The organism is Chryseobacterium hagamense (assembly GCF_007991455.1).
Classification (GTDB): domain Bacteria; phylum Bacteroidota; class Bacteroidia; order Flavobacteriales; family Weeksellaceae; genus Chryseobacterium; species Chryseobacterium hagamense.
The window spans coordinates 31,568-56,418 of the sequence record NZ_BJYJ01000006.1 but is presented as its reverse complement, the minus strand read 5'-3'; the positions used below and the strand labels follow the sequence as shown (position 1 = coordinate 56,418).

General features: G+C 42.0%; 21 protein-coding genes. 12 read left to right on the top strand and 9 right to left on the bottom strand.

Annotated features, from left to right (window positions below; translation table 11 throughout):
* Positions 1–141 precede the first annotated feature (141 nt).
* The 7 genes from CHA01nite_RS08555 to CHA01nite_RS08530 all read left to right on the top strand — a co-directional run bounded on the left by CHA01nite_RS08555 (position 142) and on the right by CHA01nite_RS08530 (position 6,822).
* Positions 142–1,470, top strand: coding sequence for a hydroxymethylglutaryl-CoA reductase, degradative (locus CHA01nite_RS08555; RefSeq protein ID WP_146940899.1), 1,329 nt, complete (start codon positions 142–144; stop codon positions 1,468–1,470).
* The gene (locus CHA01nite_RS20480; RefSeq protein WP_170234704.1) at positions 1,470–1,634 is read left to right on the top strand and encodes a hypothetical protein; all 165 of its coding nucleotides are present in this window, start codon (positions 1,470–1,472) and stop codon (positions 1,632–1,634) included. Before CHA01nite_RS08555 ends, CHA01nite_RS20480 begins: the two co-directional genes overlap by 1 nt.
* Positions 1,621–2,766 (top strand): hypothetical protein, encoded by a 1,146-nt coding sequence (locus CHA01nite_RS08550; protein ID WP_228458374.1) that lies wholly within the window; start codon positions 1,621–1,623, stop codon positions 2,764–2,766. The genes CHA01nite_RS20480 and CHA01nite_RS08550 overlap by 14 nt, the downstream gene beginning before the upstream one ends.
* Positions 2,767–2,872: 106 nt before the next feature.
* Entirely contained in the window at positions 2,873–4,171 is a 1,299-nt protein-coding gene (locus tag CHA01nite_RS08545; RefSeq protein ID WP_146940898.1) for an AAA family ATPase, read from the top strand.
* Positions 4,161–4,790 (top strand): RloB family protein, encoded by a 630-nt coding sequence (locus CHA01nite_RS08540; RefSeq protein ID WP_146940897.1) that lies wholly within the window; start codon positions 4,161–4,163, stop codon positions 4,788–4,790. Before CHA01nite_RS08545 ends, CHA01nite_RS08540 begins: the two co-directional genes overlap by 11 nt.
* 18 nt (positions 4,791–4,808) lie before the next feature.
* Entirely contained in the window at positions 4,809–5,195 is a 387-nt protein-coding gene (locus CHA01nite_RS08535; protein WP_146940896.1) for a DUF423 domain-containing protein, read from the top strand.
* Between the two features lie 349 nt (positions 5,196–5,544).
* Positions 5,545–6,822 (top strand): chloride channel protein, encoded by a 1,278-nt coding sequence (locus tag CHA01nite_RS08530; RefSeq protein WP_146940895.1) that lies wholly within the window; start codon positions 5,545–5,547, stop codon positions 6,820–6,822.
* Positions 6,823–6,961: 139 nt separating this feature from the next.
* Here CHA01nite_RS08530 and CHA01nite_RS08525 read toward each other — a convergent pair whose 3' ends face one another.
* Genes CHA01nite_RS08525 through CHA01nite_RS08515 form a run of 3 tightly spaced genes read right to left on the bottom strand, consistent with a single transcriptional unit; the run spans position 6,962 to position 11,357 of the window.
* On the bottom strand, positions 6,962–8,383 hold the full coding sequence (locus CHA01nite_RS08525; RefSeq protein ID WP_146940894.1) for a TolC family protein: 1,422 nt from the start codon (positions 8,381–8,383) through the stop codon (positions 6,962–6,964).
* Complete coding sequence (locus tag CHA01nite_RS08520; protein ID WP_146940893.1) at positions 8,367–9,680, bottom strand: HlyD family secretion protein; 1,314 nt, start codon at positions 9,678–9,680, stop codon at positions 8,367–8,369. Before CHA01nite_RS08520 ends, CHA01nite_RS08525 begins: the two co-directional genes overlap by 17 nt.
* Before the next feature lie 12 nt (positions 9,681–9,692).
* Complete coding sequence (locus CHA01nite_RS08515) at positions 9,693–11,357, bottom strand: peptidase domain-containing ABC transporter (protein ID WP_146940892.1); 1,665 nt, start codon at positions 11,355–11,357, stop codon at positions 9,693–9,695.
* Positions 11,358–11,737: 380 nt separating this feature from the next.
* Between CHA01nite_RS08515 and sucC the strand changes: the two genes are divergently transcribed.
* Both sucC and CHA01nite_RS08505 read left to right on the top strand, forming a co-directional pair.
* Positions 11,738–12,928 (top strand): ADP-forming succinate--CoA ligase subunit beta, encoded by a 1,191-nt coding sequence (sucC, locus tag CHA01nite_RS08510; protein WP_146940891.1) that lies wholly within the window; start codon positions 11,738–11,740, stop codon positions 12,926–12,928.
* Positions 12,929–13,087: 159 nt separating this feature from the next.
* Positions 13,088–13,579, top strand: coding sequence for a hypothetical protein (locus CHA01nite_RS08505; RefSeq protein WP_146940890.1), 492 nt, complete (start codon positions 13,088–13,090; stop codon positions 13,577–13,579).
* A 108-nt stretch (positions 13,580–13,687) separates the two neighbouring features.
* On the opposite strand, the gene CHA01nite_RS08500 is transcribed toward CHA01nite_RS08505, so the two are convergent.
* Positions 13,688–14,575 (bottom strand): mechanosensitive ion channel family protein, encoded by an 888-nt coding sequence (locus CHA01nite_RS08500; RefSeq protein WP_146940889.1) that lies wholly within the window; start codon positions 14,573–14,575, stop codon positions 13,688–13,690.
* A 98-nt stretch (positions 14,576–14,673) separates the two neighbouring features.
* Between CHA01nite_RS08500 and CHA01nite_RS08495 the strand changes: the two genes are divergently transcribed.
* Positions 14,674–15,309: a peroxiredoxin gene (locus CHA01nite_RS08495; protein WP_146940888.1), complete on the top strand. Its 636-nt coding sequence runs from the start codon at positions 14,674–14,676 to the stop codon at positions 15,307–15,309.
* 115 nt (positions 15,310–15,424) lie between these two features.
* Here the strand turns inward: CHA01nite_RS08495 and CHA01nite_RS08490 are convergent, their stop codons facing one another.
* The 3 genes from CHA01nite_RS08490 to CHA01nite_RS08480 form a co-directional block, all read right to left on the bottom strand.
* On the bottom strand, positions 15,425–16,015 hold the full coding sequence (locus CHA01nite_RS08490) for a porin family protein (protein ID WP_146940887.1): 591 nt from the start codon (positions 16,013–16,015) through the stop codon (positions 15,425–15,427).
* A 153-nt stretch (positions 16,016–16,168) separates the two neighbouring features.
* The gene (locus CHA01nite_RS08485) at positions 16,169–16,684 is read right to left on the bottom strand and encodes a PepSY-associated transmembrane domain-containing protein (protein WP_146940886.1); all 516 of its coding nucleotides are present in this window, start codon (positions 16,682–16,684) and stop codon (positions 16,169–16,171) included.
* An 88-nt stretch (positions 16,685–16,772) separates the two neighbouring features.
* Entirely contained in the window at positions 16,773–19,052 is a 2,280-nt protein-coding gene (locus CHA01nite_RS08480; protein WP_146940885.1) for a TonB-dependent siderophore receptor, read from the bottom strand.
* Positions 19,053–19,218: 166 nt separating this feature from the next.
* Here CHA01nite_RS08480 and CHA01nite_RS08475 point away from each other — a divergent pair, with 166 nt between their 5' ends.
* The gene (locus tag CHA01nite_RS08475) at positions 19,219–20,274 is read left to right on the top strand and encodes a Gfo/Idh/MocA family oxidoreductase (protein ID WP_146940884.1); all 1,056 of its coding nucleotides are present in this window, start codon (positions 19,219–19,221) and stop codon (positions 20,272–20,274) included.
* A gap of 190 nt (positions 20,275–20,464) precedes the next feature.
* On the opposite strand, the gene CHA01nite_RS08470 is transcribed toward CHA01nite_RS08475, so the two are convergent.
* The gene (locus CHA01nite_RS08470) at positions 20,465–22,363 is read right to left on the bottom strand and encodes an ABC-F family ATP-binding cassette domain-containing protein (RefSeq protein WP_146940883.1); all 1,899 of its coding nucleotides are present in this window, start codon (positions 22,361–22,363) and stop codon (positions 20,465–20,467) included.
* A gap of 203 nt (positions 22,364–22,566) precedes the next feature.
* Between CHA01nite_RS08470 and CHA01nite_RS08465 the strand changes: the two genes are divergently transcribed.
* The gene (locus CHA01nite_RS08465; RefSeq protein WP_146940882.1) at positions 22,567–23,733 is read left to right on the top strand and encodes a peptidogalycan biosysnthesis protein; all 1,167 of its coding nucleotides are present in this window, start codon (positions 22,567–22,569) and stop codon (positions 23,731–23,733) included.
* A 212-nt stretch (positions 23,734–23,945) separates the two neighbouring features.
* On the opposite strand, the gene CHA01nite_RS08460 is transcribed toward CHA01nite_RS08465, so the two are convergent.
* Positions 23,946–24,809 (bottom strand): glycoside hydrolase family 25 protein, encoded by an 864-nt coding sequence (locus tag CHA01nite_RS08460; RefSeq protein WP_146940881.1) that lies wholly within the window; start codon positions 24,807–24,809, stop codon positions 23,946–23,948.
* Positions 24,810–24,851: the final 42 nt, after the last annotated feature.

Genomic DNA, 24,851 nt, shown 5'->3' with positions numbered 1-24,851 from the left:
TTGATAAAAATCAACCTTTTTTGATTGATGTTATCAACAGTTTAAAGTGACAAAATTAGTATATTTACGCTCATCAAATAATGGATGAAATCAGCAGGATCAGATTTGATCAATGATATCAAAGAAATAAACCCATCACTTATGAACCATAAACCCGTTGAAGGTTTTTCCAAATTAACAAAAGAGGGGAAAACCGATTGGCTCGTTAACGAATACCTTGAAGGAAATGTAGAATACCGGAAAATATTACAGCAGTACTGGAATGAAAATCCGGATCTTCAGAAGCTCCACGACGAGTTTTCCGAAAACACGATTTCCAATTTCTATATGCCTTACGGAATTGCCCCGAATTTCCTGATCGACGGGAAACTTTTCGCGCTTCCGATGGCGGTGGAAGAAAGCTCGGTAGTGGCAGCCGCTTCAAAGGCCGCTAAATTCTGGCTGGATAAAGGCGGTTTCAAAACGACGATCATCAACAATGAAAAACTGGGGCATACCCATTTTATCTTCAATGTGGAATCCCACAAACTGCTTCACTTTTTTAATTTTAATTTAAAGAAAAAATTACTTGAAGCAACGGAAGACATTACTGCCAATATGAGAAAACGCGGTGGTGGAATCTTAGATATTAAACTGGTTGATAAAACGGCCGAAATGCAGAATTACTACCAGCTGAAAGCGAGCTTCGATACGGTAGATTCAATGGGGGCCAATTTTATCAATTCGTGCCTGGAACAGTTCGGTAAAACTTTAAAGCAGGAAGTAGCCATAAGTGAGGATTTCAGCCAGGAAGAAAAAAACTCTTTGCAGATCGTCATGAATATTCTTTCCAATTTTACGCCGGACTGCCTGGTAAGGGCTGAGGTCTCCTGTAAAATTGAGGATCTTAAAGATGACAGCGGGATTTCCAATGAAGAATTCGCCTGGAAATTCAAACAGGCGGTTACCATTGCTGAAATCGAGCCTTTCCGTGCAACGACCCACAACAAAGGGATCATGAACGGAGTAGACGCCGTAGTCATCGCGACCGGAAACGACTTCCGGGCTACGGAAGCCTGTGCCCATGCCTATGCTGCAAGAAACGGGAAATATTCTTCTCTGACCCACTGTACCACCGATAACGGGATTTTCAGATTCTGGATCGACCTTCCGATTTCCGTAGGAGTGGTGGGCGGTTTAACAAATCTTCACCCGTTGGTTAAATTCTCGCTGGCACTTTTGGGGAAACCTTCTGCGCAGGAACTGATGAGCATCCTGGCCGTTTCCGGGCTGGCCCAGAATTTCGGGGCGATCCGTTCACTCGTCACTACCGGAATTCAGAAAGGGCACATGAAAATGCACCTGTTGAATATCCTGAACCAGATGGGGGCTACCGAAGAGGAAAAGCAGCATTTTGTGACGTATTTCAAGGATAAGACGGTGAGCCACCATGAGGTGATCCATGAGTTTAACCGGTTAAGGGGTCAATAATGTTCGGAATTATCCTATCCGCTTTGATGTTGGTTTTCGGAATTTTTCTGCAGCTGACTAAAGATCCCGGGTTTGCAGGCAGTAAAAAATTTGCGTGGATGTTTATGACTATCGGGCTGGTGGCCCTGGTATTTAAAATGTATATGTTCAGTGAGAATAAGTAATCTTTTTCCCGGGGTTTTTCATCGGGTGGTTTCTGCGGGCCGGAAAGTACGGAGTGGGTCCGTTTTAAAGAAAACGCTGTTGTTTTTACTCATTTCCGGACTGGGTTTCAGCCAGCAGCAAAATGTAAAGATTACCGATCTGCCGCCCAGATCCGAAGACTTTGTTTTTCCGTTCGTTTCTTATCCTCAAAATCCGAAAGCAGCAGAGAAAATCAATAGGTATCTGCAGGTGGATCAGTTGGAATACATTCCCGGATCGGCAGGAAATCCTTCTGAACGGGTATCTTCAGGCAAAACTTCTTATTCCAACTATGTCTATTTTTATAATTGGGAAAAGCTGCCGGCGCCTGAAAATATTTTGAGTATTGCTTTGGATGGTGAAGCTTCAGGGGCTTATCCCGAAGGCTTTGAAATCTGGAAAAATTTTGATCTGAGAACCGGAAACCTGATCAATGCCAAAGATCTTTTCCAGCCTGATGCAGTTAAAACGATAGAAGGCATGATCCGTAAAAAAGTCCGGAAAGAGATTGATGATTTTCTGAAAGATCTGAAGTCGCAGAAAGATTCTTCTAAAGAAATGAAAGATCAGATGGCCATCTACGAAGATTGTTTTACGGATTACACTTTGGGCAGCATTCAATATTATTTTACAAAAGACAAAATAAAATTCATTGCCGAACGCTGTTCCAATCACGCCATGCGGGCATTGGACGAACTGGATACCCATGAAGTTGATTTTACCTATAAAGAACTGGAAAAATACTGGAGCCTTTATGCTAAAAATATATGGTCCGGTGCCCGGCAGACCGATCAGACCGGCTTCAGCAATAAATTATACCACGGAAGAATTGACGGAAAATATCCGGTAACGGTTCTGATGGGAAATGTAAATGAAGACGGCTCTTTTTCCGCAAAATACTGGTACGATAAGAATAAAAAGATCATCGGGTGGCACGGAAAAATAAAAGGCAGCCACATTTCCCTGGTAGAAAGCAGTGAATATAGCGAAGAAGCCAATCAATGGATGGTGACCGCTTTGATAGAAGCAGATCTGAAAGGAAATAAAATTACCGGGACCTGGCAGGATCAGAAGACAGGAAAAAATTTAAAACTGGAATTAGAAGAATTATAATAAATTTGAAAAAGGCTGTTTTTTAACTTTACTTTTCATTAATAAAAGCTTTAATCCTTTTTTTTAGTTTAATTTTGTAAACGATTTACAAAAAATAAGATAAAAAATGATAATTAATTTCAGTGTAGAAAATTTTGGTTCTATAAAAGAAAAGCAAACTTTATCTTTTTTGGCCAATAAATCTGATCATCTAGAAGATTATTATATTATTGAGCCAATAAAAGGTTTAAGACTTAATAAACTGGCTCTTATTTATGGTGCCAATGCTTCTGGTAAGACTACGATTTTAAAAGCTTTAGACTTTTTAAGAGAAATCTGTACAAATCCTTTTAGTAAAAAAACAGAGACGTTTAATTTCGAACCCTTCCTTTTTGATGAAGATACACCAAACCAAAACACCAGATTCGAATTAGAATTTATAAAGAGCGGAATCAGATATTTATATGATGTTGAATTAAATAAAAATTCTATCATCAATGAAAACTTGTATAATTTTAATCCGAACAAAGCATTAGTATTCGGAAGAATAACGGATGAAAAAAAGGAATTAACAAGAATAAGATTTGGAGGTAAAATTTCTAAAAGAAAAACATTAAATGATAATTTAGAAATTTTCACTCTTTGGAATAATACTGTTTTGGGAGGGTTTCAAAAAGCAAATTTAGATAATTTTGAACTTAAGCAAGTCTCAGAATGGTTTAAAACTTTATTAAATTTACCAGCTGATAGTAAAAAAACAGAAGATCTTGTCACAAGATTATTGGAGAAACAAAATATAAAGAAATCATTCATATTAGATATTCTGAAAAAAGCTGATTTGAATATTGTCGATTTAGATTTAAATATAGAATCTGAAGACTTAGATGACGATACAATAAGTTTTTTTGCAAAAAAATACGGAAATGATGTAGTAGAGGAATTAAAAGATAAAGCAACCGTAAGAGAAGTTATTTTGACACATAATGTAAATGGTAAAAAATATTCGCTAAGTGTAAATAATGAATCAAAAGGAACTCAAAGGTATTTAGGGTATTCAAGTTTGTTGAGCATGCTAATTGAGTTCAATGGATTCATTATGCCAATTGATGAACTTGAATCATCTCTTCATCCTGATTTATTTCACCATTTTCTTCTAACATATTTGGTGAATGGAAAAAAGGAATCTCAATTAATAGCTACGACGCACAACAGAGAGATTCTTAATAACCGGGATTTGTTCCGGGACGATGCTATTTGGTTTACTGATAAAAATGGAGATTCTGCAACAGAGTTATACTCATTAGCAGATTTTGATTCATCCGTGGTCAGAGATACTTCTAATGTTTTTAACGCTTATAAATCCGGAAAGTTAGGAGGTGTACCAAATCTTGGGGATTACTATATTGATTTGGAAGATGAAGAATAGAAAATCATTTTTTAGCAGAGGAAAAAAAACTTACGCAATTGTAGGGGACGGCGATTGTGAAAAATGGTATTTTCAATTATTAAAAGACAAAGAGCAACTTACAATCAATATCCAGCCTCAATTATTAAAAAAAGCTACTCTTGCAAAGCAATACGAATATGTAAAAGAATTGGCCAAAACTTTTGACAGAGTTTTTTGGATTGTAGACTATGATGTAATAGATAGAGAAACTAAGGAATGTAAAAAGGGAGAAGAAAAACGGAGTTTAGAATTTGTAAGGTATTATAAGGAATTAGCTTCAATTGAGAACGTAAAGATATTAGTTGTTAATACTTGTTTTGAGTATTGGTTATATCTTCATTTCAAATATTCTAAAAAGAATTACAAAGATTGTGATGAAATAGGTAAGGATTTAAAAAAAGAATTCCCGGCTTACGAAAAAACTGAGAAATTCTATAAGAAGAATAATTCGGATATTTATTCTACCTTAAAACCTAAACTATCGACAGCAATCTCGAATGCTGCTAAACTAGGAGATTTTGATATGAAAAATCCTGGCAATCCTGTTTGTGAAATACATAAATTATTTAACGAAGACGGGAGCTTTAAAGAGGATTAGGCAATAAATTTAAATAATATGAAAACAATTACTTTGGTTTTTGGTGCCGCTTACGGAATGCTTTCCGTGATTCTGGGTGCATTCGGCGCGCACGCTTTAAAGAAGATTTTATCGCTGGAACGGCTGGAGAGCTTTGAAACGGGCGTACGATATCAGATGTATGCCGCCTTCTTCTTAATGATCGTCGGCTATATCTTAAAATTCGATACGTCTTCCCAAAAATGGATTTCCATCCTGATGATTGCCGGAACCCTACTGTTTTCATTCAGCATCTACGGTTTAAGCATGCAGGATTATTTTGGGATGAACCTGAAATTTTTAGGACCGGTTACCCCGCTGGGCGGATTGCTGATGATCATAAGCTGGCTGATGCTGATTTTTTACTTTGCTAAAAACAGGATTTAGTCTTCAAAGGTTCAGTACTGATCCGGAAGATTAATTTTCTGAAGATTGATCGGATTTTTAAGGACGAAGATGCAGTGCTGACCCATGAGTCACAAAGAGATTTTAAATAGTTTGAAAATATTTTAGAATACAGATTCCACGCATGACGGTATGGCTTCGGCTTCGCTCAGCCACCGGAGCAGCTGTGCGGCGTATAAAAATCTTTGATTTTTTCTGATGTGCTCTAAAATATGCGCCCGGCAGGAAACTAAAAATCTGATGTGACTCATGTGCTGAAAGGCTTTTTGCAACTTTTACAGTGGGGTATCGGTTAAAACAAATGATGATGGTAATCTAAATTTAAATTAAAATGAGAATCAACAGAAAACGGAGGATTATCAGAACCCTGAATTTGCTGGATCAGCCGATCCGGTTCAACCCGTTTGTATTCAGCCGAACTTTTTTTATGTGGGCCATCACCGGATTGGTCGGCGGGATTATTGCCGGCGGTTACTGGATTGTTCTGGAGCACTTCACTGAGTTTTTAGCGGAGTTCAAGGGCTGGATGGTAATTCCCGTCATGGCCATCAGCGGGCTGCTGGCCGGGCTGGTGATCCACTTTATCGGTGACCCGGGAGAAATCCATCTGATTGTAAACAACATCCGGTTCAACAAAGGAAAGCTGGAGCCTAAAAACAATCCTTCGATGATCCTGTCGTCGCTTTTCTGTGTGGCATCCGGCGGAAGCCTGGGGCCGGAAGCACCTTTGGTACAGGTCACCGGTTCTACAGGAACCTGGCTGGGGAAAATTTTCAGACTGAAAGGGGAGGAGCTGCGTTCCTTAAGCATTGCCGGCATGGCTTCCGGATTTACCGCATTATTCGGGGCGCCGCTCGGAGGAAGCCTGTTCTCACTGGAGATCCTGCACCACAAGCATGCGGTGGAATATTACAAAGCCATCATCCCTGCATTGGTGGCGAGCTGCTTCAGTTACCTGATGTTTGCCCTGATCATCCACCTGGGAATCGGAGCAATGTGGGACCTCAAAGCCTATCATTACACCGGCGTATACGATTTTTTATATGCTACCTTATTCGGCATTGTAGGAACCTTATTCGGATGGATCTTTATTTTTGTAGTTAAATTTTTCAGGAAAATTTTCGAATACAGGACATTTCCGATTTATATTAAAACCTTAACCGGCGGCCTCGTTTTAGGCATAATCGCTTTTTACTTTCCCATTACGCGGTATTTCGGGCATAACGAAATCAATCAGCTGATCAACGGGGATTATGCCCTGAAATTTCTGATTGTTGTCCTGATCTTTAAAATTATTGCCATAGCGGTTACGGTAACTTCGGGGTGGAGAGGCGGTTTCATCATTCCGCTTTTTTTTGTGGGAACGACTTTAGGACTGATCATCCATCAGCTGTTTCCGACGATTGATACAACGCTGGCTGTTGTGAGCTGTATGGCAGCCATCAATGCCTGTGTCACCAGAACGCCGATGAGTACAACGATCATTCTCGGAACCTTAACGGGATTCACTTATTTCGTACCGATCCTTTTTGCAAGTTTAACAGGTTATTTCCTTGCTCCTAAAATTCCGTTTATCGGTTCGCAGTCTCATCAGCTGTCGGAGGAATAAAACTAAAAAAGTTCAGGCTCTCCCTGAACTTTTTTATAAAATGCAATGATTCCGTTTTATGATCCATCCCTTTGATCCTGTTTTTACAATAGGAACTTCCGGCATCCGGCTTCCCTCTTCCGGCATATTTACCTGATTCCTATTCTGGATTTGCTGTATTATAGAGGAAATTTTCCCTCATCCATTTCAGCTTATTGAAGCTTTTCAGGAATTTTGTACGGATGGAGATAAATTTTTCCTGGGCTTCAATGACTTTATTTTCCCTCGAGTTGATCAGAAAAAGGGAGCTTTCCCCGTTGCTGTATCGGGTTTCTTCGGCATACAGCAGTCTGCGGTAGTTCTGAAGGTTGTTTTCCGATAAGCTGATCTGGGTATGATAATTCAGGATTTCGCTTTTATAAGTCTCGATCTTTACATTCAGTTCCCTTCTTTTAACGTCCGTATCCAGTTCATTCTGCATCAGCTTAATTTTCGCCATCTGGTAATTGGCCCGGGCTTCCCGCTGGAAAACGGGGATTTCCAGTTTCAGCCCGTATTGAAAGTTATTGTCAAACAGCGGCAGATAGTCGGCCCTGTAATTTTCCTTGTTGAAAAAATTATAGGTAAAATCGATTTTGGGGAGGAAGCTCTGCCATTTCAGCCGCCTTTCGCTTTCCAGGATATTCTGCTTCTGGCGGTAGTATAAAACAGAAAAATGGGTATTGATCTGCCTGGATTCTACATCATCGATTAAGAATTCAAAATCGGAATAGGCAGGATGACGCGAAAGGCCATCAGCAGGATAGATCATCTGAGATAATTCGTAAAACTGCCGGTTTTCTTTCCACAGGAACAGCTGGAGCTGCCGGGTGCTTTTCACAAAGTTCAGGAATGCGTCCTGCTGCTGAAGTTCAAAGCTCTGCAGCTGGGAAAGGGCTTCTACCGTATCGATAGCCGGCTTTTCCCCATATTCGAAAGTTTTTTTGGTCAGCTTTAAACGTTCTCTGTTGATGTTTACGATTTCCGATTTCAGTTTATACACCTCATAATTCTGCACCCATTCCCAATAAGTATTTTCCGCTTCCAGCAGCAGATCGTTGGTTAAGACCGCCTGTTCCGCTTCCGTCATTTTCTGTGCAAATTTTGCCTGGTCCAGCAGCGCCCGTCTTTTGTCGTAGAGCAGGTTTTTGGCCAGGGGAACGGTGACCCCAAACTGGTAGAGCCCGCCTCTGGTATCACTTGGGTCCAGCTTTTCACCATCCAGGTAGTTGTAGCTTCCGGTAACTTCAACTCCATACCAGGTGGGAATCTCCAGGGCTGCATTTCTCTGTTCGTAGTACCGGGTTCCGCCGATATTCTTTTCCCCGAGCTTTCCGGCCAGAACAGGATCGAAATTTCCCCTTGCCCTGGTGATTTCAGCTTCCGCCATTTTATTCTGGAGGCGGTATTTTAAGGCTAAGGGATGATAGCTCTTCACCACCGAAATAAATTCATTGGCAGATATTTTAAGGGAATCCTGTGCAAAACCGGACTGGAAAAGCAGAAAAATCAAAACAAAAAGTACCTTATTTGCTTTTTTCATCTTTTGCTGATTTTGTGTTCGTTACTTCATAATAATCCGGCGGGAAGCCATTGATATTCCGCCATAGCTCGTACCAGATCGGTACATCGTTCAGGATGGCGATTCCCTGTACGCCGGTTCCCATCTTTATTTTCGGCGGCCATTTCTTCTCGTTTTTATCCTCGATCACCAGGGCTTTGAAGAGCCCGTTCGGACTGATGTTGCTCTCTACCGCAACCACTTTGCCGGCAAAGGTTCCGTAGCTGGAATCGGGCCATCCGGAAAATACAATGGCCGGGAAACCGTCGAAAATACACATGACACGCTGCCCTTCCTTTACCAGCGGAAGATCCACCGGCTTGATGTAGATTTCCACGGCATAGTCAACCGTTGTGGGAACAATGGTCCCGATATTCTCTCCGTCTTTCAGGACTTCCCCGATACCGGCTTTATTCAGCTGGACAATCTGCCCGTCCTGGGACGCAAGAATGAAGTACAAACCCTGTCTGGCTTTGTAGTTGGCAACCTGATTCTGAAGTTTGGCAATATCGCCGTCGCTTCCTTCAATCTGTCCCATACTCTGGAAACGTTCCCCTTCAGTTTTGCTCAGTTTTTCGGTATAATCCTGAATGACGGAATTCTGCTCGATCTGCGTGTTGACGATTTCCTGGCGGGTCTGTGCCACTTTATTTTCAGTGGCGGTCTTCTTGGCAACGGCATTCTGGTAGGAAATGCTCCGCTGCTGAAACTGCGTCAGTGAAACCAGCCCTTCATCATACATTTTTTTCTGTCTGGCAAACTGATCTTCCGAAAGTTTCAGCTCGTTTTTAGCAGCTTCGAGTTCCGCTTCTTCCCCGGTGAGCTTATTGTTGAGCTGGCTTATTTTAATTTTCAGCTGGTTCAGTTTGAGTTCCCTTGAGGCATTTAAGGCCTGCAGCTGGTTTTTTGCCGTTCCCACTTTGGCTTCGTAATAATCCCTGACGCCCTGTTTTGCCTGCACCTGTTCCTCGGTTCGCTGCACCAGAAGCGGGTCCAGGTAGTCGTCTTTAATCTCGGACAGCTGCAGCAAAGTATCGCCTTTTTTTACGTAATCCCCGTTTTTCACATTCCACTTAATGATTCTTCCGGGAATCGGTGAATTCAGCTGCTGGGGCCGCTGTTCCTGATAAAGGGAGCTTACGTTTCCTTTTATTTTGATGTTCTGTGTCCATGGAAGAAACAGGGTAATGATGCCCGCCAGAAGGATGAAGAAGAACCACCTTTTGACCCTGGATTTTTTATGGATGCGGTATATTTTATCGAATGATTTCAGTTTCATTTTGTTTGAATTTTAGGGGATAATTCTTAAGGTGCCGTTATCAAGATGAAGATGCCGGTCTGCGCCGGCAATAAGGTGCCGGTCTGAAGAAACGATAACAACGGTAGCTCTTATCTTAACTTCATGCAGGTACTGAAGCAGCTTTTGCTGAAATTCTTCCGGCATTCCGGCCATCGGGTTTTCCAGAAGGATCAGTCTCTTCTCGCCCAGCAGGGTGCGGAGCAGCAGGATTTTTTTTCTGGAACTGAAGGTAATCTCAGAATCCGTTTCGCTGATATCGGTATAAAAACCGTTGCTGAAAAGATGAGAAATATTTTCGATGCCTATTTTTTCGGAAACCTGCAGGATGTTTTCGGTATCGCTCCTGGAATTTCCCAGCAGGATGTTTTCCTGGACCGTCCCCTGGATCACTTTCATGTTTTCAAGATACAATCCGACCTGTGACCGGAAAAGCGGTTTATTTAAATTTTTCAGCGGAATCTTATCAAAAAGAATGGCTCCTGAGACCGGTTCATAAAATCCCGCCATCATATTCAGCAGAAGGGATTTCCCGGCTCCGGTATCTCCGGTAATCACATTGAGGGTATTGGGCTGTATTTTAAAATTCAGATCATTAAGAATCGGATGGGCATCCTGAAATCCAAAATTAACGTCCTTGAATTCCACCTCCGTACCGTAAGGTTTCTGAGAAAGCTCGATATCACCGTCCGTTTCTTCTTTCAGCTCAGTCACTTTCGTCAGTTTTGCATAGGAGGCAATCAGGTCATAATAGCTTTCCAGGCTTACGATCAGCTTTTCCACGGCAGCCATAATGCTGAGCACCACGATTTCCGTAGCAATAAAGGCCCCGATGTTCAGCTGCTGATCCAGCATCAGGTAAGTCCCGATTACAAGCATGACCAGGGTGATAATCACCTTAAATGCAATAATAGTCTTGTACTGGAACATCAGCACCTTAAAGTGGGAAGTCCGGTGATCAAGGTATTCCAATACGCGCTCATCGGTTCCCTGGAGGTGCGTCTCATTCTCAGAATGCATTTTGAACGTTTTTACGGAACCGGCAATATCTTCGATCCAGGCTGCGGTATCGTATTTTTTATCACTTTCCTCAATGCTTGATTTGATCCCGCTTTCCATAGTGTATCTGAAGATCACCGCAACGGAAAGTACCACCAGTCCTCCGAATGCCAGAAACCATACATGATAAAAGGAAAGGAGCAGGATCCCGAAAACAATCTGGATAAGGGCGGTCGGGATTTCAAGAAGGATCTTAGAGATCCCTTTCTGAAGATTCTGCACATCAAAAAAACGGTTAACCAGTTCAGGCAAGTAATATTTTCTGGATGACGAAAGGTCTGTTTTAGGCAGCTTTTCGGTAAAAGCAACGGAAAATTCAACAAAAATTTTCTGCTGGATTTTCTCAATGATCTGTAAAACCTTCAGTCGGAAGTGCCCGACGAAAAAAGTACCGAGCACCACAAAGAAAATCAGGAGGTAAATAGAAGTTACCATCGTTGCCCCCATCACAAAACTGATGATGGACTGAATTCCCAGAGGAATACTCAGGGAGACCAGCCCGTTGAGGATTGCGTAAAAATAAATATTGGTAACATCTTTTTTCTCTTTGGTGATGTACTTCAGGAGTTTTATTCCATATTCATTTGCTGTTGCCGCCATTTTATTGATAATAAATTATGTGATATACCTGTTCAGGGCATTGCTATATGTCCTGATTTTATATGATTAATAATCAATATTGTGTTTGGTGCATCAGCCACATATAAAACATATGTTTTATGGCCAGTTATATACAAAGATAGATGATGAAATCCATAATACCACATCATGAAATTAGAATGCCATTAAAATCAGATTAGAATTAGTAGACTTATTTTAACGGAATGCTTACTGCCAGGTCCTAAGTACGGAAAAATAAGGATCAGAAAATCAGCTGACTTTTCCATTCCGTTAAAAGTTCCACAAATTTCTTTTTAACCTTGTTCATTTTTATTAAATTTGTCAACCTTTAACTATTAAAATAAAATAATAAAAATAATATGAATCTTCACGAGTATCAATCAAAAGAGATTTTATCAAAGTATGGAGTAGCTATCCAACGCGGTTTCGTAGCAAACAACGTAGACGAAGCTGTAGCGGCTGCTGAAAAACTGACGGCTGAAACCGGCGCTCAGGGTTGGGTGGTAAAAGCTCAGATCCATGCAGGAGGCCGTGGTAAAGGAGGCGGTGTAAAGTTCTCTCCAAATTTGGATAAGCTTAGAGAAAACGCTCAGAACATCATCGGAATGCAGCTGATCACGCCGCAGACTTCTGCTGAGGGTAAAAAAGTAAATTCTGTTTTGGTTGCAGAGGATGTATATTATCCGGGAGAATCTGAAACAAAGGAATTCTATGTTTCTATCCTGTTAGACCGGGCTGAAAATAAAAACACCGTAGTCTATTCTACCGAAGGAGGAATGGATATCGAGCATGTGGCTGAAGTAACGCCGCACCTGATCCATAAGGAAATCATCGACCCTACTTTAGGGCTTCAGGGATTCCAGGCCAGAAAAATCGCTTTCAACCTGGGTCTTGAAGGGAATGCTTTCAAAGAATTTACAAAGTTCATTACGTCTTTATATAACGCCTACACGGGAATCGATGCTTCTCTTTTTGAGATCAACCCGGTATTGAAGACTTCCGATAACAAGATTATCGCAGTAGATGCCAAAGTAACCCTGGACGACAACTCATTGTTCCGTCACAAAGATCTTGCTGAGCTTAGAGATACGAGAGAGGAAGATCCGATGGATGTAGAAGCAGGGGAGGCAGGTCTTAACTTCGTGAAGCTTGACGGTAACGTAGCCTGTATGGTAAACGGTGCCGGTCTTGCCATGGCAACGATGGACATCATCAAATTGTCAGGCGGTAACCCGGCCAACTTCCTGGACGTAGGTGGAACTGCAGATGCACAGAGGGTACAGACGGCTTTCGGAATCATCTTAAGAGATCCGAACGTAAAGGCAATCCTGATCAATATCTTCGGTGGTATCGTAAGATGCGACAGGGTAGCACAGGGAGTTGTGGATGCTTACAAAGCAATGGGCAGTCTTCCGGTTCCGTTGATCGTAAGACTTCAGGGAACCAACGCAGTGGAAGCTAAAAAACTAATTGATGAATCAGGTCTTCCTGTACATTCAGCAATTACTTTAGAAGAAGCTGCCAACAAAGTAAAAGAAGTTCTGGCATAAGGCTGAAATTTTTATAAATCTGAAACCGTTTCATTTTGAGGCGGTTTTTTTTTTAGGCAGGGGCCTGTTTTGAAATCAGATATACGAAATTTGTAATTTTTAAGTTTAAGATGATAGAACCATGGGTTCAAATTTTATAATTTAAAAAAAACTTACATCATGGAAAAGATAAACATTCCGGATCCCTGTTCTGAAGACTGGGACCGTATGACTCCCTTTGAAAAGGGCCGCTTCTGTGCGGTTTGCAACAAATGTGTAATTGATTTTACGCAGAAAACACCGTCCGAAGTCCGTCAGATTTTAGCCGAAAGAAAAAATGAGAAAACCTGTGGACGATTTTATACCGTACAGCTGGATCCGGTTCGGAATTCCGGAAAAGTAGGTAATCCACTCTTCGGGTATCTGCCTTCAGCATTACGGAACAGCAGCATTTTACTGGGCATGTTGTCTTTCATTCTTTTTCTGGCCGGTTGTTCGAAAAAGCACGAAGACTTCAGAACTACAGGTCTGATCGTTTCGGATACGGAACAGGACAGTATCCGTAACAAAGATGTTATCATAGGTGAAACCGTTATTCCGGAAGACCCGGATACTATAAAAATGCCTGCTAAGGACAACGTTCGTTATGATCGGAAAATGCCGGAAAAATAACCGGCTGGTCATGCCGTCAAATAGCTTAAGATTATCAGTAATGCACCAATTATTTAAAAAGCAGTCTCGTCACAGGCTGCTTTTATAATTCATATTTATTGAGGAGAATTACTGTTGCTGATTATTCAGCAGTGCTGAGGAATTTCCGTCTGCGATGCTGATGCTGGTGGGGGTTACCAGCTGAATGCCGCTTTGATCCAGCCTTTCCTTGATCTTAAGGAATGCTTTGCTTTTCAGGACCCCCATATTGGCTCCCACAGTCATCCAGAATTTAACCTGTAAGGTAAAAACCCCCTGTTTCAGGTCGGTGAAAATAACTTCCGAAGCTTCAGGACGGTCAATATCATGAAGTTCCTGAAGAATTTCGGAAGCAATGACACGGGCTTTGTTGATGTCCTGATCTGCCGGAATTTCAAAATTGAGAATGATTTTCCGCTGCGGCGACGCACTGATGTTGGAGAACGGAGCGTTGAAGATCACCTGATTCGGGATGTAGACTTTCTTCCCGTCGTCACTGATGATTTTCGTCGTCAGGAAACCGATTTCCATCACGGTACCTGAATTATTTCCGATACTGATATAGTCTCCGATTTTAAAGGCTTTGTCAATCCCGATCAGCATTCCGGAGAATATACTGGAGACGAGATCCTTCAGCGCAACCCCGGCAATAACCCCGGCTACTCCTAAACTTCCGATAAACTTCCAGAGGAAGCCACTGAATCCCATAATCTCCAGCGCAATGAATGTTCCCATAATCATGATCAGAAAACGGAAGATACTGATGGTTGTCACCAGGGAACTTTCTCTTTTGCTTTTAGGAAACAGCTTATGGAAAAGTTTGACGGCAGCCTTACTCAGATATTTACTGGTGATAAGAAACAGTGAGAACACCAGAATTCCGACGACGAGTTTGGGGGTAAGTTCTGCAAATTTCAGGTACCAGTTTTCCAAAACCCGGTACACCACATCAATATATCCGAGAGTGCCTTCCTTCATGCTAAAAAAAAATTTGATTAAAGATACAATTTTTAAACAAAAATTTTGCCAGTTTCAAAAACTCTACTAAATTTGTAGACTAATAAGAACAAAATATTATGTCAATCAAACTAGGAGACACCGCACCCGATTTCCAGGCAGAAACTTCTGCAGGAGATCTTCATTTCTACGATTACCTGGGAGATTCCTGGGGGATTTTATTTTCGCATCCTGCAGATTACACCCCGGTCTGCACTACAGAGCTGGGTTATACTTCCAGACTGAAAGAGGAATTTGATAAAAGAGGGACAAAAGTAATTGCCCTGAGTGTAGACGGAGTAGAAGACCACCGGAACTGGATCAGAGATATTAATGAAACCCAGGAGACAGATGTACAGTTTCCGATTATAGCGGATAAGGACAGAAAGATTTCCGAACTGTACGACTTTATTCATCCGAATGCTTCGGCAACGGCAACTGTCCGTTCTTTACTGATCATTGATCCTGAAAAGAAAGTGAGGCTGATTATTACCTATCCTGCTTCCACAGGACGCAATTTCAATGAAATCCTGAGGGTTCTGGATTCCCTGCAGCTCGTGGATTCCCATAAAATTGCTACGCCGGTAAACTGGCAGGATGGCGACGATGTGATTGTTCCGCCTTCGGTTTCTACGGAAGAGGCCAGAAAAATCTTCCCGAAAGGCGTAACCGAAGTAAAGCCGTATCTGAGATATACGCCCCAACCGAATACATGATTTATTTGATTTTTTATAGTTTAGTTTTAATTTGTACGAAAATCGTCCCGGAAATTTCTTCCCGGGACGATTTCATTACTAAAGTATATAGTGAGTGTGAAGTGATTGCTTCTTTTTATCTTACATCGTTTACAACGTCTCTTCCTTTTGAAGATGGAATAAAGATGCTGAAACCAACGTTGAAAGTAATATTCGAGTTTAAGCCTTCGCTTCCGAATCCTGCCTGCCCCTGATATTTTACCAATCCTTCTACCCCGATGTTCGGTGTAATAAAGTAAGAATATCCAGGACCAACACCGAAATCAAGACCGCTGGTAGAAATTCCGTTTTCAACAGAAGATCCTCCTACTCCCAAATTTCCTTCGAAGAACCAACGACCGTGGTTTAATAAGTTATCCACTCCTTTTTCTCCCGGAGACAGATAATAACGTCCTAAACCTCCTACTGCATAATCAAATCTTGTAGGGCTTCCGTTTGTTACTTTGCTTACTCCCAGATTTACATAACCACCGACAGCTACATTATCTTCAATAAAATAAGCCGCTTTTGGCTGGATAGCAATGTTATAACCACCTCCTGTGTTCAATCCGAAATTACTGGTCAAAAGGCTGCTTCCTACCATCCAGTTTCCTCTTTGGATCTGTGCATTGGCAGTAGTTGTCAAACCAGCAACTGCTAATATTCCTGATAAAATTAACTTTTTCATAATTTATTATTTTAATGTTTAAATGCTTATCATTTGTGGTTTCAGAAAAACAATAAATGTGCCATACTCATCCTTATGTAGTGAATTGAACATAATTAAAACCAATTTCGGGGATACCACATCCTATAATACATTCTGTCTGGCGATGGGCATTCAGACAAGCAGCAGGATAACGGCAACGGCCAATCCTGCCACCGTAAAAATCATTCCCCTCTTGAACGCTTTTGTCTTAGGGTTGAACATCCAGAAACTGGAGATCACAAAAAAGAATAATGAAATCCCGAAAAATGTATTAAGCGGCGATAGGGTGTCTTTGGACTGGGATTTATGAAGCTTTGTCATTTTGTCCAGCAGGAAGGGCAGTTCCTTTTTGGTATACCTTGCCTGTCCTGTAGCTGAATCGTAGGTTCCCTGCTTGAATTTTAGAACATTACCTTCTGTTTTCTGCACTTCCAGGTTTTTTATTTTTAATTCTTTTCCTAAAGCTTTTTCATCCAGGTTTTTGCCGATAATTTTGTCATAATTTTTTTCTTTTTTCAGGAAATCCGTGTCCCGGTAGACCAGCAAAACCCCGCTTACCGCATAAACGGCCATAATCCCGGCAAGGAAATAGCCCAGGTAACGGTGGGTAACCCTCATAAAACTTCGTGTGTCTTTAATCTTATCCATATCTTATTTGTTTGTTTTAAATTTCAAAAGTGGAAACTGCAAAATTGCAATTCCCACTTTGATTGAAGAAATTATTCTAGTTCTGTTTTCAGAGTTTGTACGTCAGGGTAAAATAATAATTTCTCGGCGTAATCGGATTCACGGAATAGTTCTCATGAACATTGTAGTTGATCACATCGAAAAGGTTTCCGACCTTTGCCTGAACGGAAAATTTACTCCATTCATATCCCAGGGAAAGGGAAACCGTGGTATAATCCTTAAGGTCAAACATTCGGCTTACATTATTCCTGCTTGTGTTGGTAGATTTGGTATCATTCCAGCCTGCAATCCGGTCACCGATGTAATAAATCCCGGCACCTACTTTCAAGCCTTTTGCATAATTCGTGAATTTATAAAACACAGACGCATTGGCAGTGGTAGCAGGCGTTCTTACCAACCTCTGATTTTCAACATATCCTTTTTCCGGAGTATCTATGTATACCGAATTGTTATAAGAAAAACCTCCGATGATCGAAATGTTTTCTGTCGGGTTTCCTGTAATGTCCAGTTCAGCACCACGGCTCCTCATTTTTCCTGCAAATTCTTTGAGATTGGTGTCTTGGGAAGTGAGAGGCTGCCCGTTTTGTCCGAGATACCAGTAAGTCTGGTAATAATTATTGTACATAATCTGGTAAGCTGTTACATTTACCGCCAAGGCATTATTCCACAGGTTTTTCTTGAATCCGATTTCATATTGCTCTACGGTAGTGGGTTTTATACTTAATCTGGAAAGGCCATTTAATTGGCTTTCAACCTGTGTGGGTACACTCGTATTTACCGTATTGAACTGATCGGAAGTATATCCTGTATTGGCAACGAATGAATTGGTATAGGTGGCAAATGCTGAAAAATTGTCATTCGGCATATAGACGATTCCTACTTTTGGAGAAAATGCCGTATTGGATGTGGATGAATTGGCAACCTCAGACTTTTCGTTTGTCGTTAAGCGGGTCATGATGGTCGGCATATTTTCTACATAAGACCATCTTAATCCGGCAATTACCTTAAACTGTTTGGTCAAGCTGATAAAATCCTGTGCATAAACACCGATTCTTCTTGTATTGATCCTGCTTTTTGTATTACCAACCGCATTTGGCATATCAACACTGCCCCACGTAGAAGGATCATCCAGATATAGTAGATTGACAGGTGCACTGACATTGTAGGTATAAGAGTCTGCCTGGCTGTAATCGGCATCTGAACCGATCAGTACCTTATGGCCTATTGTTCCGGTACTGAATTCACCATTGAGGTTCACCTGGGCAGAAGTATAATTCTGCTCGTTGTAGGTTTTTCCGAACGGTCTTTTCCACGACAGCCTGTTCGGATCTACCGTCTTATCTTTCGTATCGTAAATCCACTGTACCCTTTCGGTAGAAAAATAATCTTTGGTGTAATTCTGGTATGAAGCCGTGGCATTCAAAGACCATTTTTCATCAAACCGGTGATTGAAAGTGACATTGGTGGAAGCCTGTTCTACATTTTGATACTGCCAGTCCGTTCCGAAGAAGACATTCCGGGCAACCGTATCGTTCAGGCGGTAGCTCTGGTCTTTTTCGGTGATGGAACCGATCCCGAAATCGGGAGTAAAATTATTTTTTAGATAGTCTGCTTCAATGATCAATTGTGAACGGTCGCTTAGATTAAACAAAAATGAAGGATTGAAATAGTATTTTTCCGATTGTACCACATCTCTGAAACTTTCTGCATACTCATACGCCCCGTTCACCCGGAAAGCTATATTTTTTGACAGCGGCCCGTAAAAATCAACCACAGGCTTGTAAGAATTCCAGCTCCCGGCATTCATTCCTACGCTTCCCCCGAAATTGAACTTCGGTTTCTTGGTGATCATATTGATGACACCGCCGGCTGCCGTATTTCCGTAAAGCATGGCATTTGCCCCTTTTAAAACCTCAACCCTTTCCAGCCCCGTTACTTCAGGGAATACGCCGCTGTTAATTCTTGAACCGTTCTTGAAAATATTATCATTCCCCAAAATGAAACCGCGTCCGCCGAAACTGTCCTGGGAATTTCCTCTGGAAGACGTTATATAAATACCGTTTACATTCTGCAGGACGTCGCTCAGCTGCTTGGCCTGCTGCTGCTCGATGATCTCGTGTGTTACGATAGCGATCGGCTGGGGCGTTTCCATCACCGTAAGATTGGACTTGGTAGACATAGGCCTTGCTTTATTCGGATTTCCCGTTTTGTGAAGGTTGACGTCTTCAATGGTCTGAATCCGTACGGTATCCGCTTCGGCATTTTTCAATTGTGCCCCTAGGGATACGGCTGTGAATAATAATCCTAAAGTTACCAGCTGCTGTTTCATGTTGAGTTTATTATTTAGAAGAGTTTTAAATAAGCCGCAAATGTATAGTTTATTTAGATTTATTCAAAATAAAAATAATGATTTTTATCAGTTGATCTCAGGCTGCCGGAATAGAAATTCCGGGGGAATAAAAAATTTTATAAATATATTTGTTAAAAACAGACTTATGCAATTAGTAAAAGTTGGGCTTTGTGCCTTCGGAATGAGCGGAAAAGTATTCCATGCCCCATTCCTGAAAGAACATCCAGGATTTTCTTTGTCGGCCATTGTAGAGCGGAGCCGGGAAGAATCCAGGGAAAAGTATCCTGAAGCCACCCTTTACCGTTCGGTAGAAGAAATGCTTCGAAATGCAGATGTTGAATTGGTTATTGTTAATACTCCGGTGCAGACCCATTTCGAATATGTAAAAAAAGCTTTAGAAGCGGGAAAGAACGTCGTGGTGGAAAAGCCTTTTGCCGTTAATGTGGAAGAAGCGGAACAACTGGTGCTGCTGGCAGAAGAAAAAGGATTGTTTCTGAGCGTTTACCAGAACCGGAGATTCGACCGCGATTATCTTCAGGTACAGAAAATCGTGAGTGAAGGCAGATTGGGGAACATTAAGGAGGCGGAGATCCGTTTCGACAGGTTCCGTACCGATCCTAGCGGAAAAGCACATAAGGAAAATCCCGAAGCTGCGGGTTCCGGTTCGCTTCATGATCTCGGGTCGCATCTCATAGATCAGGCGGTGCAGTACTTCGGATATCCGGAAAAGCTTTTTGCTGACGTATTTTCGATGAAAGGAAAAGAATTCGCCAATGATTATTTTGAAATTATTTTATTTTATCAAAACGATCTCCGGGTAAGATTAAAATCTTCCGTATTTACCAAAGAAGCCCATTATGCCTATGCCATCCATGGGGAAAAGGGCAGCTTTTTGCAGGAAAGATCCGATGATCAGGAGAATGAGCTGGTTGCAGGGAGTATTCCTGCCTACGGTGAAGACTGGACACGGCCACTGAAAGAAGCCGACGGAATCCTGAATTTTTTAAATGAAAATAAAGAAACCGAAAGAACATCCACTTCCAGCGAGCCCGGCAATTATATGAATTATTACCAGCAGATTTACGAATTTATCGTCTTCGGGTATGCTCTGCCGTCACCGGCCGGAGAAATCATCAGAAATATGAAAATCATCGATGCTGCCCTGGAAAGTGCCGCGGGTGAGCGGGTGGTTTATCTTTAGAAGTTAGGGCGTTTGAGCCTGCGAGTTTTTGGGGTGATGGTATCAGACAGTGATAGGGGTTGGAGTGTTTGAGTGTTATAAAGTTTAAGGTTAATAGAGTTTGAGTTTTTTTGAGAATAAAATTCAGAATAAATTTTATTCTCATACCCTCAAACGCTCAAACGCTTCCGCTCCAAAACACTCAAACCCATCAGGCTTCTCCCAGCATCTCCTGAAGTTCCAGCCAGCGCATTTCATGGTCTTCCAGTTTGCCGGAAATGTTTTCCAGGTCTGCGGAAAGCTTTGAAATTTTTTCGTAATCGCTTTCATTATTAAGCTGATCCATGATTTTTGCCCGTTGTTCTTCCAGTTCGGGCATTTCTTTTTCAATGGTTTCCAGTTCGCGCTGTTCCTTGAAGGAAAGCCTTTTCTTTTTGGAGGCATTAGGAGTATTCACAGCCTGAGCCGTTTCTTTTACAGGTTCCGGTTTTGCCGCAGCCGATTTTTCCAATGCATCTTCCTTGCTTTTCGCTTCACGGTATTCCGAGAAATTACCGGTAAAATCACGGATCTTTCCTTCGCCTTCAAAGGCCAGGATATGATCTACGATCCGGTCCATAAAATAACGGTCGTGGGAAACGATGATCAGTGAACCCTGGAACTGCTGCAGGAAATTTTCCAGCACCGTTAAAGTCGGAAGATCCAGGTCATTCGTCGGTTCATCAAAAATCAGGAAGTTCGGGTTCTGGTACAGGATATACATAAGATGCAGCCTTCTTTTCTCTCCACCGGACAGTTTGGAAATAGGAGAGTACTGCGTCTGGTCGTCAAATAAAAACAGTCTCAGGAACTGCGATGCCGAAAGGCTTTTGCCATTGGCCAAAGGGTAATACTCCGCCACTTCTTTAATAAAATCGATGACTCTTTCGTTTTCTTTATAAGTAAGCCCTTTTTGCGAAAAATAGCCGAAGCTGATGGTTTCACCGGTTTCGATTTCCCCTCGGTCGGCTTTTTCCAATCCCTGGATAATATTCAGCAGGGTCGATTTTCCGGCTCCGTTTTTTCCTACGATTCCTACTTTTTCGCCCCGTTGGAACTGGTAACTGAAATCTTTCAACAGCACTTTGCTTCCGAAACTTTTATCGATATGGTGGAGCTCCAGGATTTTGCTGCCCAGCCTTTTCATTTCGAAATCCAGTTCGAGGCCCTGTTTCCGGGTATCGGTTTTGGCTACTTTTTCCGTGTCGTAAAAAGCATCGATCCGCGATTTGGATTTTGTGGTCCTGGCTTTCGGCTGCCTGCGCATCCACTCCAGCTCTTTCCGGTAGAGGTTGTTGGCTTTATCGATGGTCGCGTTGAGGTTGTCCTCGCGGATCATTTTATTCTCCAGATAGGTTGCATAAGACCCGTTATGCATGTAAAGATTCCCGTCTTCCATTTCCCAGATCGTATCGCAGACGCTGTCGAGGAAATACCGGTCGTGGGTAACCAGCAGCAGGGTAATTTTTGCTTTGCTTAAATAATTTTCCAGCCATTCCACCATTTCCACGTCCAGGTGGTTGGTGGGCTCATCCATGATCAGCAGGGTATGGCGGTGCTCGGCACGGGTTTCCGTAAGCAGCTTGGCCAGGGCAACCCTTTTGATCTGTCCTCCGGAAAGGGTTCCCATTTTTGCTTCCAGATCCGTAATTTTAAGCTGGGAAAGGATCTGCTTCATCTCGTTTTCCAGGTCCCATGCCTTATGGGCTTCCATATCCAGCAATGCTTTTTCAATAAAACCGGTGTCGGTGGAATGAAGGGATTTATGGTAATTCTTCAGGGCCATGATCGGCGCCGAATCCAGGGTCATCATAAATTCGTCGATGGTAAGGCCCGGATCAAAATCAATTTCCTGATCAAACAAGACGACCTGGATGTCTTTGTTGATGTTTACCGTTCCGCTGTCGGCAATCTCTTTTCCCATCAGGATTTTCAGCAGGGTGGATTTTCCGCTTCCGTTTTTGGCAACAATGGCTATTTTATCACCTTCATTGACATGGCAGGTAATATTTTCGAACAAAACTTTGATGCCGTAAGATTTGGTCAGGTTTTCAACGGAAACGTAATTCATGGGAAACTGATGGTTTGGGTTATAACTTCTACTGAGCCGCAAAAGTACGAAAATGTAATAAGAAAAAACGGCCGCTGTTATCTTCCCCCGATAATTTCCCTGAATGGCGATTGATTAATAATTGAATGTTGATATTTCTGAGGGGAATTAAAAAATAATTTTAACGGTTTGAAAGATAAAGCTACTTTTGTACAGTCTCTTTTATGTCATATCATTTAAAAATCTATACAGCAGTTGCCGGTCTTCCTGAAGATTGGGATTCGGTGACCGGCAGTCATAACATCATGCTTTCCACAGCGTACCTCCGTGTTCTTGAAGCCTCAGGACCTGAAAATATGACCTGTTGTTTTGCAGGGTTCTTTGATGATGAACATTTGATCGGCGGAGCTTTGTTTCAATACCTCGATTTTATCCGGCACAGGACGTTCCAGAAAGATGAGGTCTGGTGCAGCATCCGTAATTTTGCCGCAAGGAAGTTCAGCAGGGATGTGATGATTCTAGGCAATAATATGCTGACGGGGCAAAACGGATTTTATTTCGATCCGGAAAAAATAAGTGCTGAGAATATGCTTGCACTGCTGGGGGAAGCGGTACATCAGATGCAGAAAGAAATCAGGAAAACGGCACTCATCATTTATAAAGATTACCGGCCGGAATTCTCCCCGTTTTTCCAGGGTATGGAATCTCAGGACTATTTTAAATTTTCCGTACAGCCGACGATGATTCTCGAAATGCGGGAAAACTGGAAGACTTTTGAAGATTACCTCAATGATTTTTCCACCAAGTACAGGACCCGGGCGAAGACGGCACGGAAGAAGCTGGCGGGTATCGAAAAACGGGAATTGGGTGCTGAAGAAATCTGCAGATACCGTGGAGAGATGAATATACTGTATCAGAATGTGGCTGATAATGCGCCTTTCAATACTTTTTTCCTGGAAGAAAACCACTTTGAAAGCATGAAGGAACATTTAGGAACCTGTTTTAAAGTGTTCGGCTATTTTTCGGATCTTGAGCTGATCGGTTTTTATACATTAATTCTGAACCATGATGATGTGGATACCTATTTTCTAGGTTATGACAAAAAACTTCAGAAGGAAAAACAGATCTACCTGAACATGCTTCTGGACATGACAAGGTTTGCCATCGATCATCAGTTTAAAAGAATTATTTTCGGAAGGACGGCACTGGAGATCAAATCCACCATTGGTGCGGAGCCGGTTGAAATCTTCGGACTGATCAGGCATACTTATTCAATAATCAACCCTTTTATGAAAAATATTTTTCCTTCCCTTTCTCCAAAAACGGAATGGGTGCAGAGAAATCCTTTTAAAGCTACTTTAGATTCTGTTAAAGGCGGAAAAACAAAGTGATCCAACTTGGTTCCGGAGCAATTGCCAGTTGAAAAGGCTGCCGGAAGTTCTTTGTGCCGGTAATACAATCAAAGATAATGAGTGATCATCAGATGAAATCATTTTTCACCTGAGCAAAAAATGAATTTTATTCAAATCTTCAATCAGAAACATGGTTTTATTTTTTACCTTGACAACCGATTGGATATACATTGAACAGGGTAGGGTTTATGTTAATCCAGTGTCAGGCTTTTCAGGGACCATGTGCTTCCGTTGTAGATGTCCAGGTCCACTTTGGTATTGATGCCGTGAACGATCCCGTTTTCCGTAAACTGCCAGAAATCCCAATGTCCCTCGGGGGCGGGCGCCGGAACATCGTTGTAATTGGCCAGCCATAGCGGATAATCATCGAATTCGCCTTTCAGGAAATCTTTATAGTAATAGTAATACGTATAAATGATCGGTTTTTCACCATAGGTTTCCTCCACAATTCTGCACCATATTTTCAGGTCCTCGATCAGCTTTTTATTGGTTTTGCGTTTCGGGATTTTTTCAATATCCAGGATTGGCGGCAGGTCCCCGCTTTCGAGTTTTACATTTTCAAGAAAATTATTGGCCTGGATCACCGGGTCTTCATCGGCCCTGTAAAAATGATAAGCCCCGCGGATCATCTTCTGTTTTTTAGCCTGCGCCCAGAAGTCGTCGAAGTGCTTATCGGCATTGCGGTTTCCCATCGTGGCGCGCATCACGACAAATTCCAGCGGAATGGTTTTGTTCCCGATGGTAAGGCTGTCCCATCGGATGTCTTCTTTGTTCTGGTAATGCGAAACATCGAATCCGTAGGTTTTATCCAGGTTGTCGGAGAGGATTTTCTGGATTCTCAGGGTTTCGGCTTCGCTGTTGTGGAGTTTTTTGTGGGTGAATTTATTGAAGTAAAGGGCATAGTAGTAACTGATCGACTGCTTGAGATAGAAACCTGTTCCTGCCAGGGCGATAATCAGGATGGCCAAAAGGACTCTGCGGCGGAAAAAGTAGTTTCTCCGTCTGTTGCCGTGAATCTTTTTGGCGGTTTTTTTGCTGTACTTTTTAGGTGGCATAAAGTTCTTGCAAAACTAACTTTTTTCACTTCTAAATGCTAA

Excerpts from the sequence above, each read along its gene's own strand:
- CHA01nite_RS08530 (WP_146940895.1), top strand. The coding sequence starts at position 5,545 with ATGAGAATCAACAGAAAACGGAGGATTATCAGAACCCTGAATTTGCTG.
- CHA01nite_RS08535 (WP_146940896.1), top strand. The coding sequence starts at position 4,809 with ATGAAAACAATTACTTTGGTTTTTGGTGCCGCTTACGGAATGCTTTCC.
- CHA01nite_RS08505 (WP_146940890.1), top strand. The coding sequence starts at position 13,088 with ATGGAAAAGATAAACATTCCGGATCCCTGTTCTGAAGACTGGGACCGT.
- CHA01nite_RS08460 (WP_146940881.1), bottom strand. The coding sequence starts at position 24,809 with ATGCCACCTAAAAAGTACAGCAAAAAAACCGCCAAAAAGATTCACGGC.
- CHA01nite_RS08545 (WP_146940898.1), top strand. The coding sequence starts at position 2,873 with ATGATAATTAATTTCAGTGTAGAAAATTTTGGTTCTATAAAAGAAAAG.
- CHA01nite_RS08540 (WP_146940897.1), top strand. The coding sequence starts at position 4,161 with ATGAAGAATAGAAAATCATTTTTTAGCAGAGGAAAAAAAACTTACGCA.
- CHA01nite_RS08480 (WP_146940885.1), bottom strand. The coding sequence starts at position 19,052 with ATGAAACAGCAGCTGGTAACTTTAGGATTATTATTCACAGCCGTATCC.
- CHA01nite_RS08520 (WP_146940893.1), bottom strand. The coding sequence starts at position 9,680 with ATGAAACTGAAATCATTCGATAAAATATACCGCATCCATAAAAAATCC.
- CHA01nite_RS20480 (WP_170234704.1), top strand. The coding sequence starts at position 1,470 with ATGTTCGGAATTATCCTATCCGCTTTGATGTTGGTTTTCGGAATTTTT.
- CHA01nite_RS08470 (WP_146940883.1), bottom strand. The coding sequence starts at position 22,363 with ATGAATTACGTTTCCGTTGAAAACCTGACCAAATCTTACGGCATCAAA.
- CHA01nite_RS08495 (WP_146940888.1), top strand. The coding sequence starts at position 14,674 with ATGTCAATCAAACTAGGAGACACCGCACCCGATTTCCAGGCAGAAACT.
- sucC (WP_146940891.1), top strand. The coding sequence starts at position 11,738 with ATGAATCTTCACGAGTATCAATCAAAAGAGATTTTATCAAAGTATGGA.
- CHA01nite_RS08525 (WP_146940894.1), bottom strand. The coding sequence starts at position 8,383 with ATGAAAAAAGCAAATAAGGTACTTTTTGTTTTGATTTTTCTGCTTTTC.
- CHA01nite_RS08485 (WP_146940886.1), bottom strand. The coding sequence starts at position 16,684 with ATGGATAAGATTAAAGACACACGAAGTTTTATGAGGGTTACCCACCGT.
- CHA01nite_RS08465 (WP_146940882.1), top strand. The coding sequence starts at position 22,567 with ATGTCATATCATTTAAAAATCTATACAGCAGTTGCCGGTCTTCCTGAA.
- CHA01nite_RS08490 (WP_146940887.1), bottom strand. The coding sequence starts at position 16,015 with ATGAAAAAGTTAATTTTATCAGGAATATTAGCAGTTGCTGGTTTGACA.
- CHA01nite_RS08475 (WP_146940884.1), top strand. The coding sequence starts at position 19,219 with ATGCAATTAGTAAAAGTTGGGCTTTGTGCCTTCGGAATGAGCGGAAAA.
- CHA01nite_RS08500 (WP_146940889.1), bottom strand. The coding sequence starts at position 14,575 with ATGAAGGAAGGCACTCTCGGATATATTGATGTGGTGTACCGGGTTTTG.
- CHA01nite_RS08515 (WP_146940892.1), bottom strand. The coding sequence starts at position 11,357 with ATGGCGGCAACAGCAAATGAATATGGAATAAAACTCCTGAAGTACATC.
- CHA01nite_RS08555 (WP_146940899.1), top strand. The coding sequence starts at position 142 with ATGAACCATAAACCCGTTGAAGGTTTTTCCAAATTAACAAAAGAGGGG.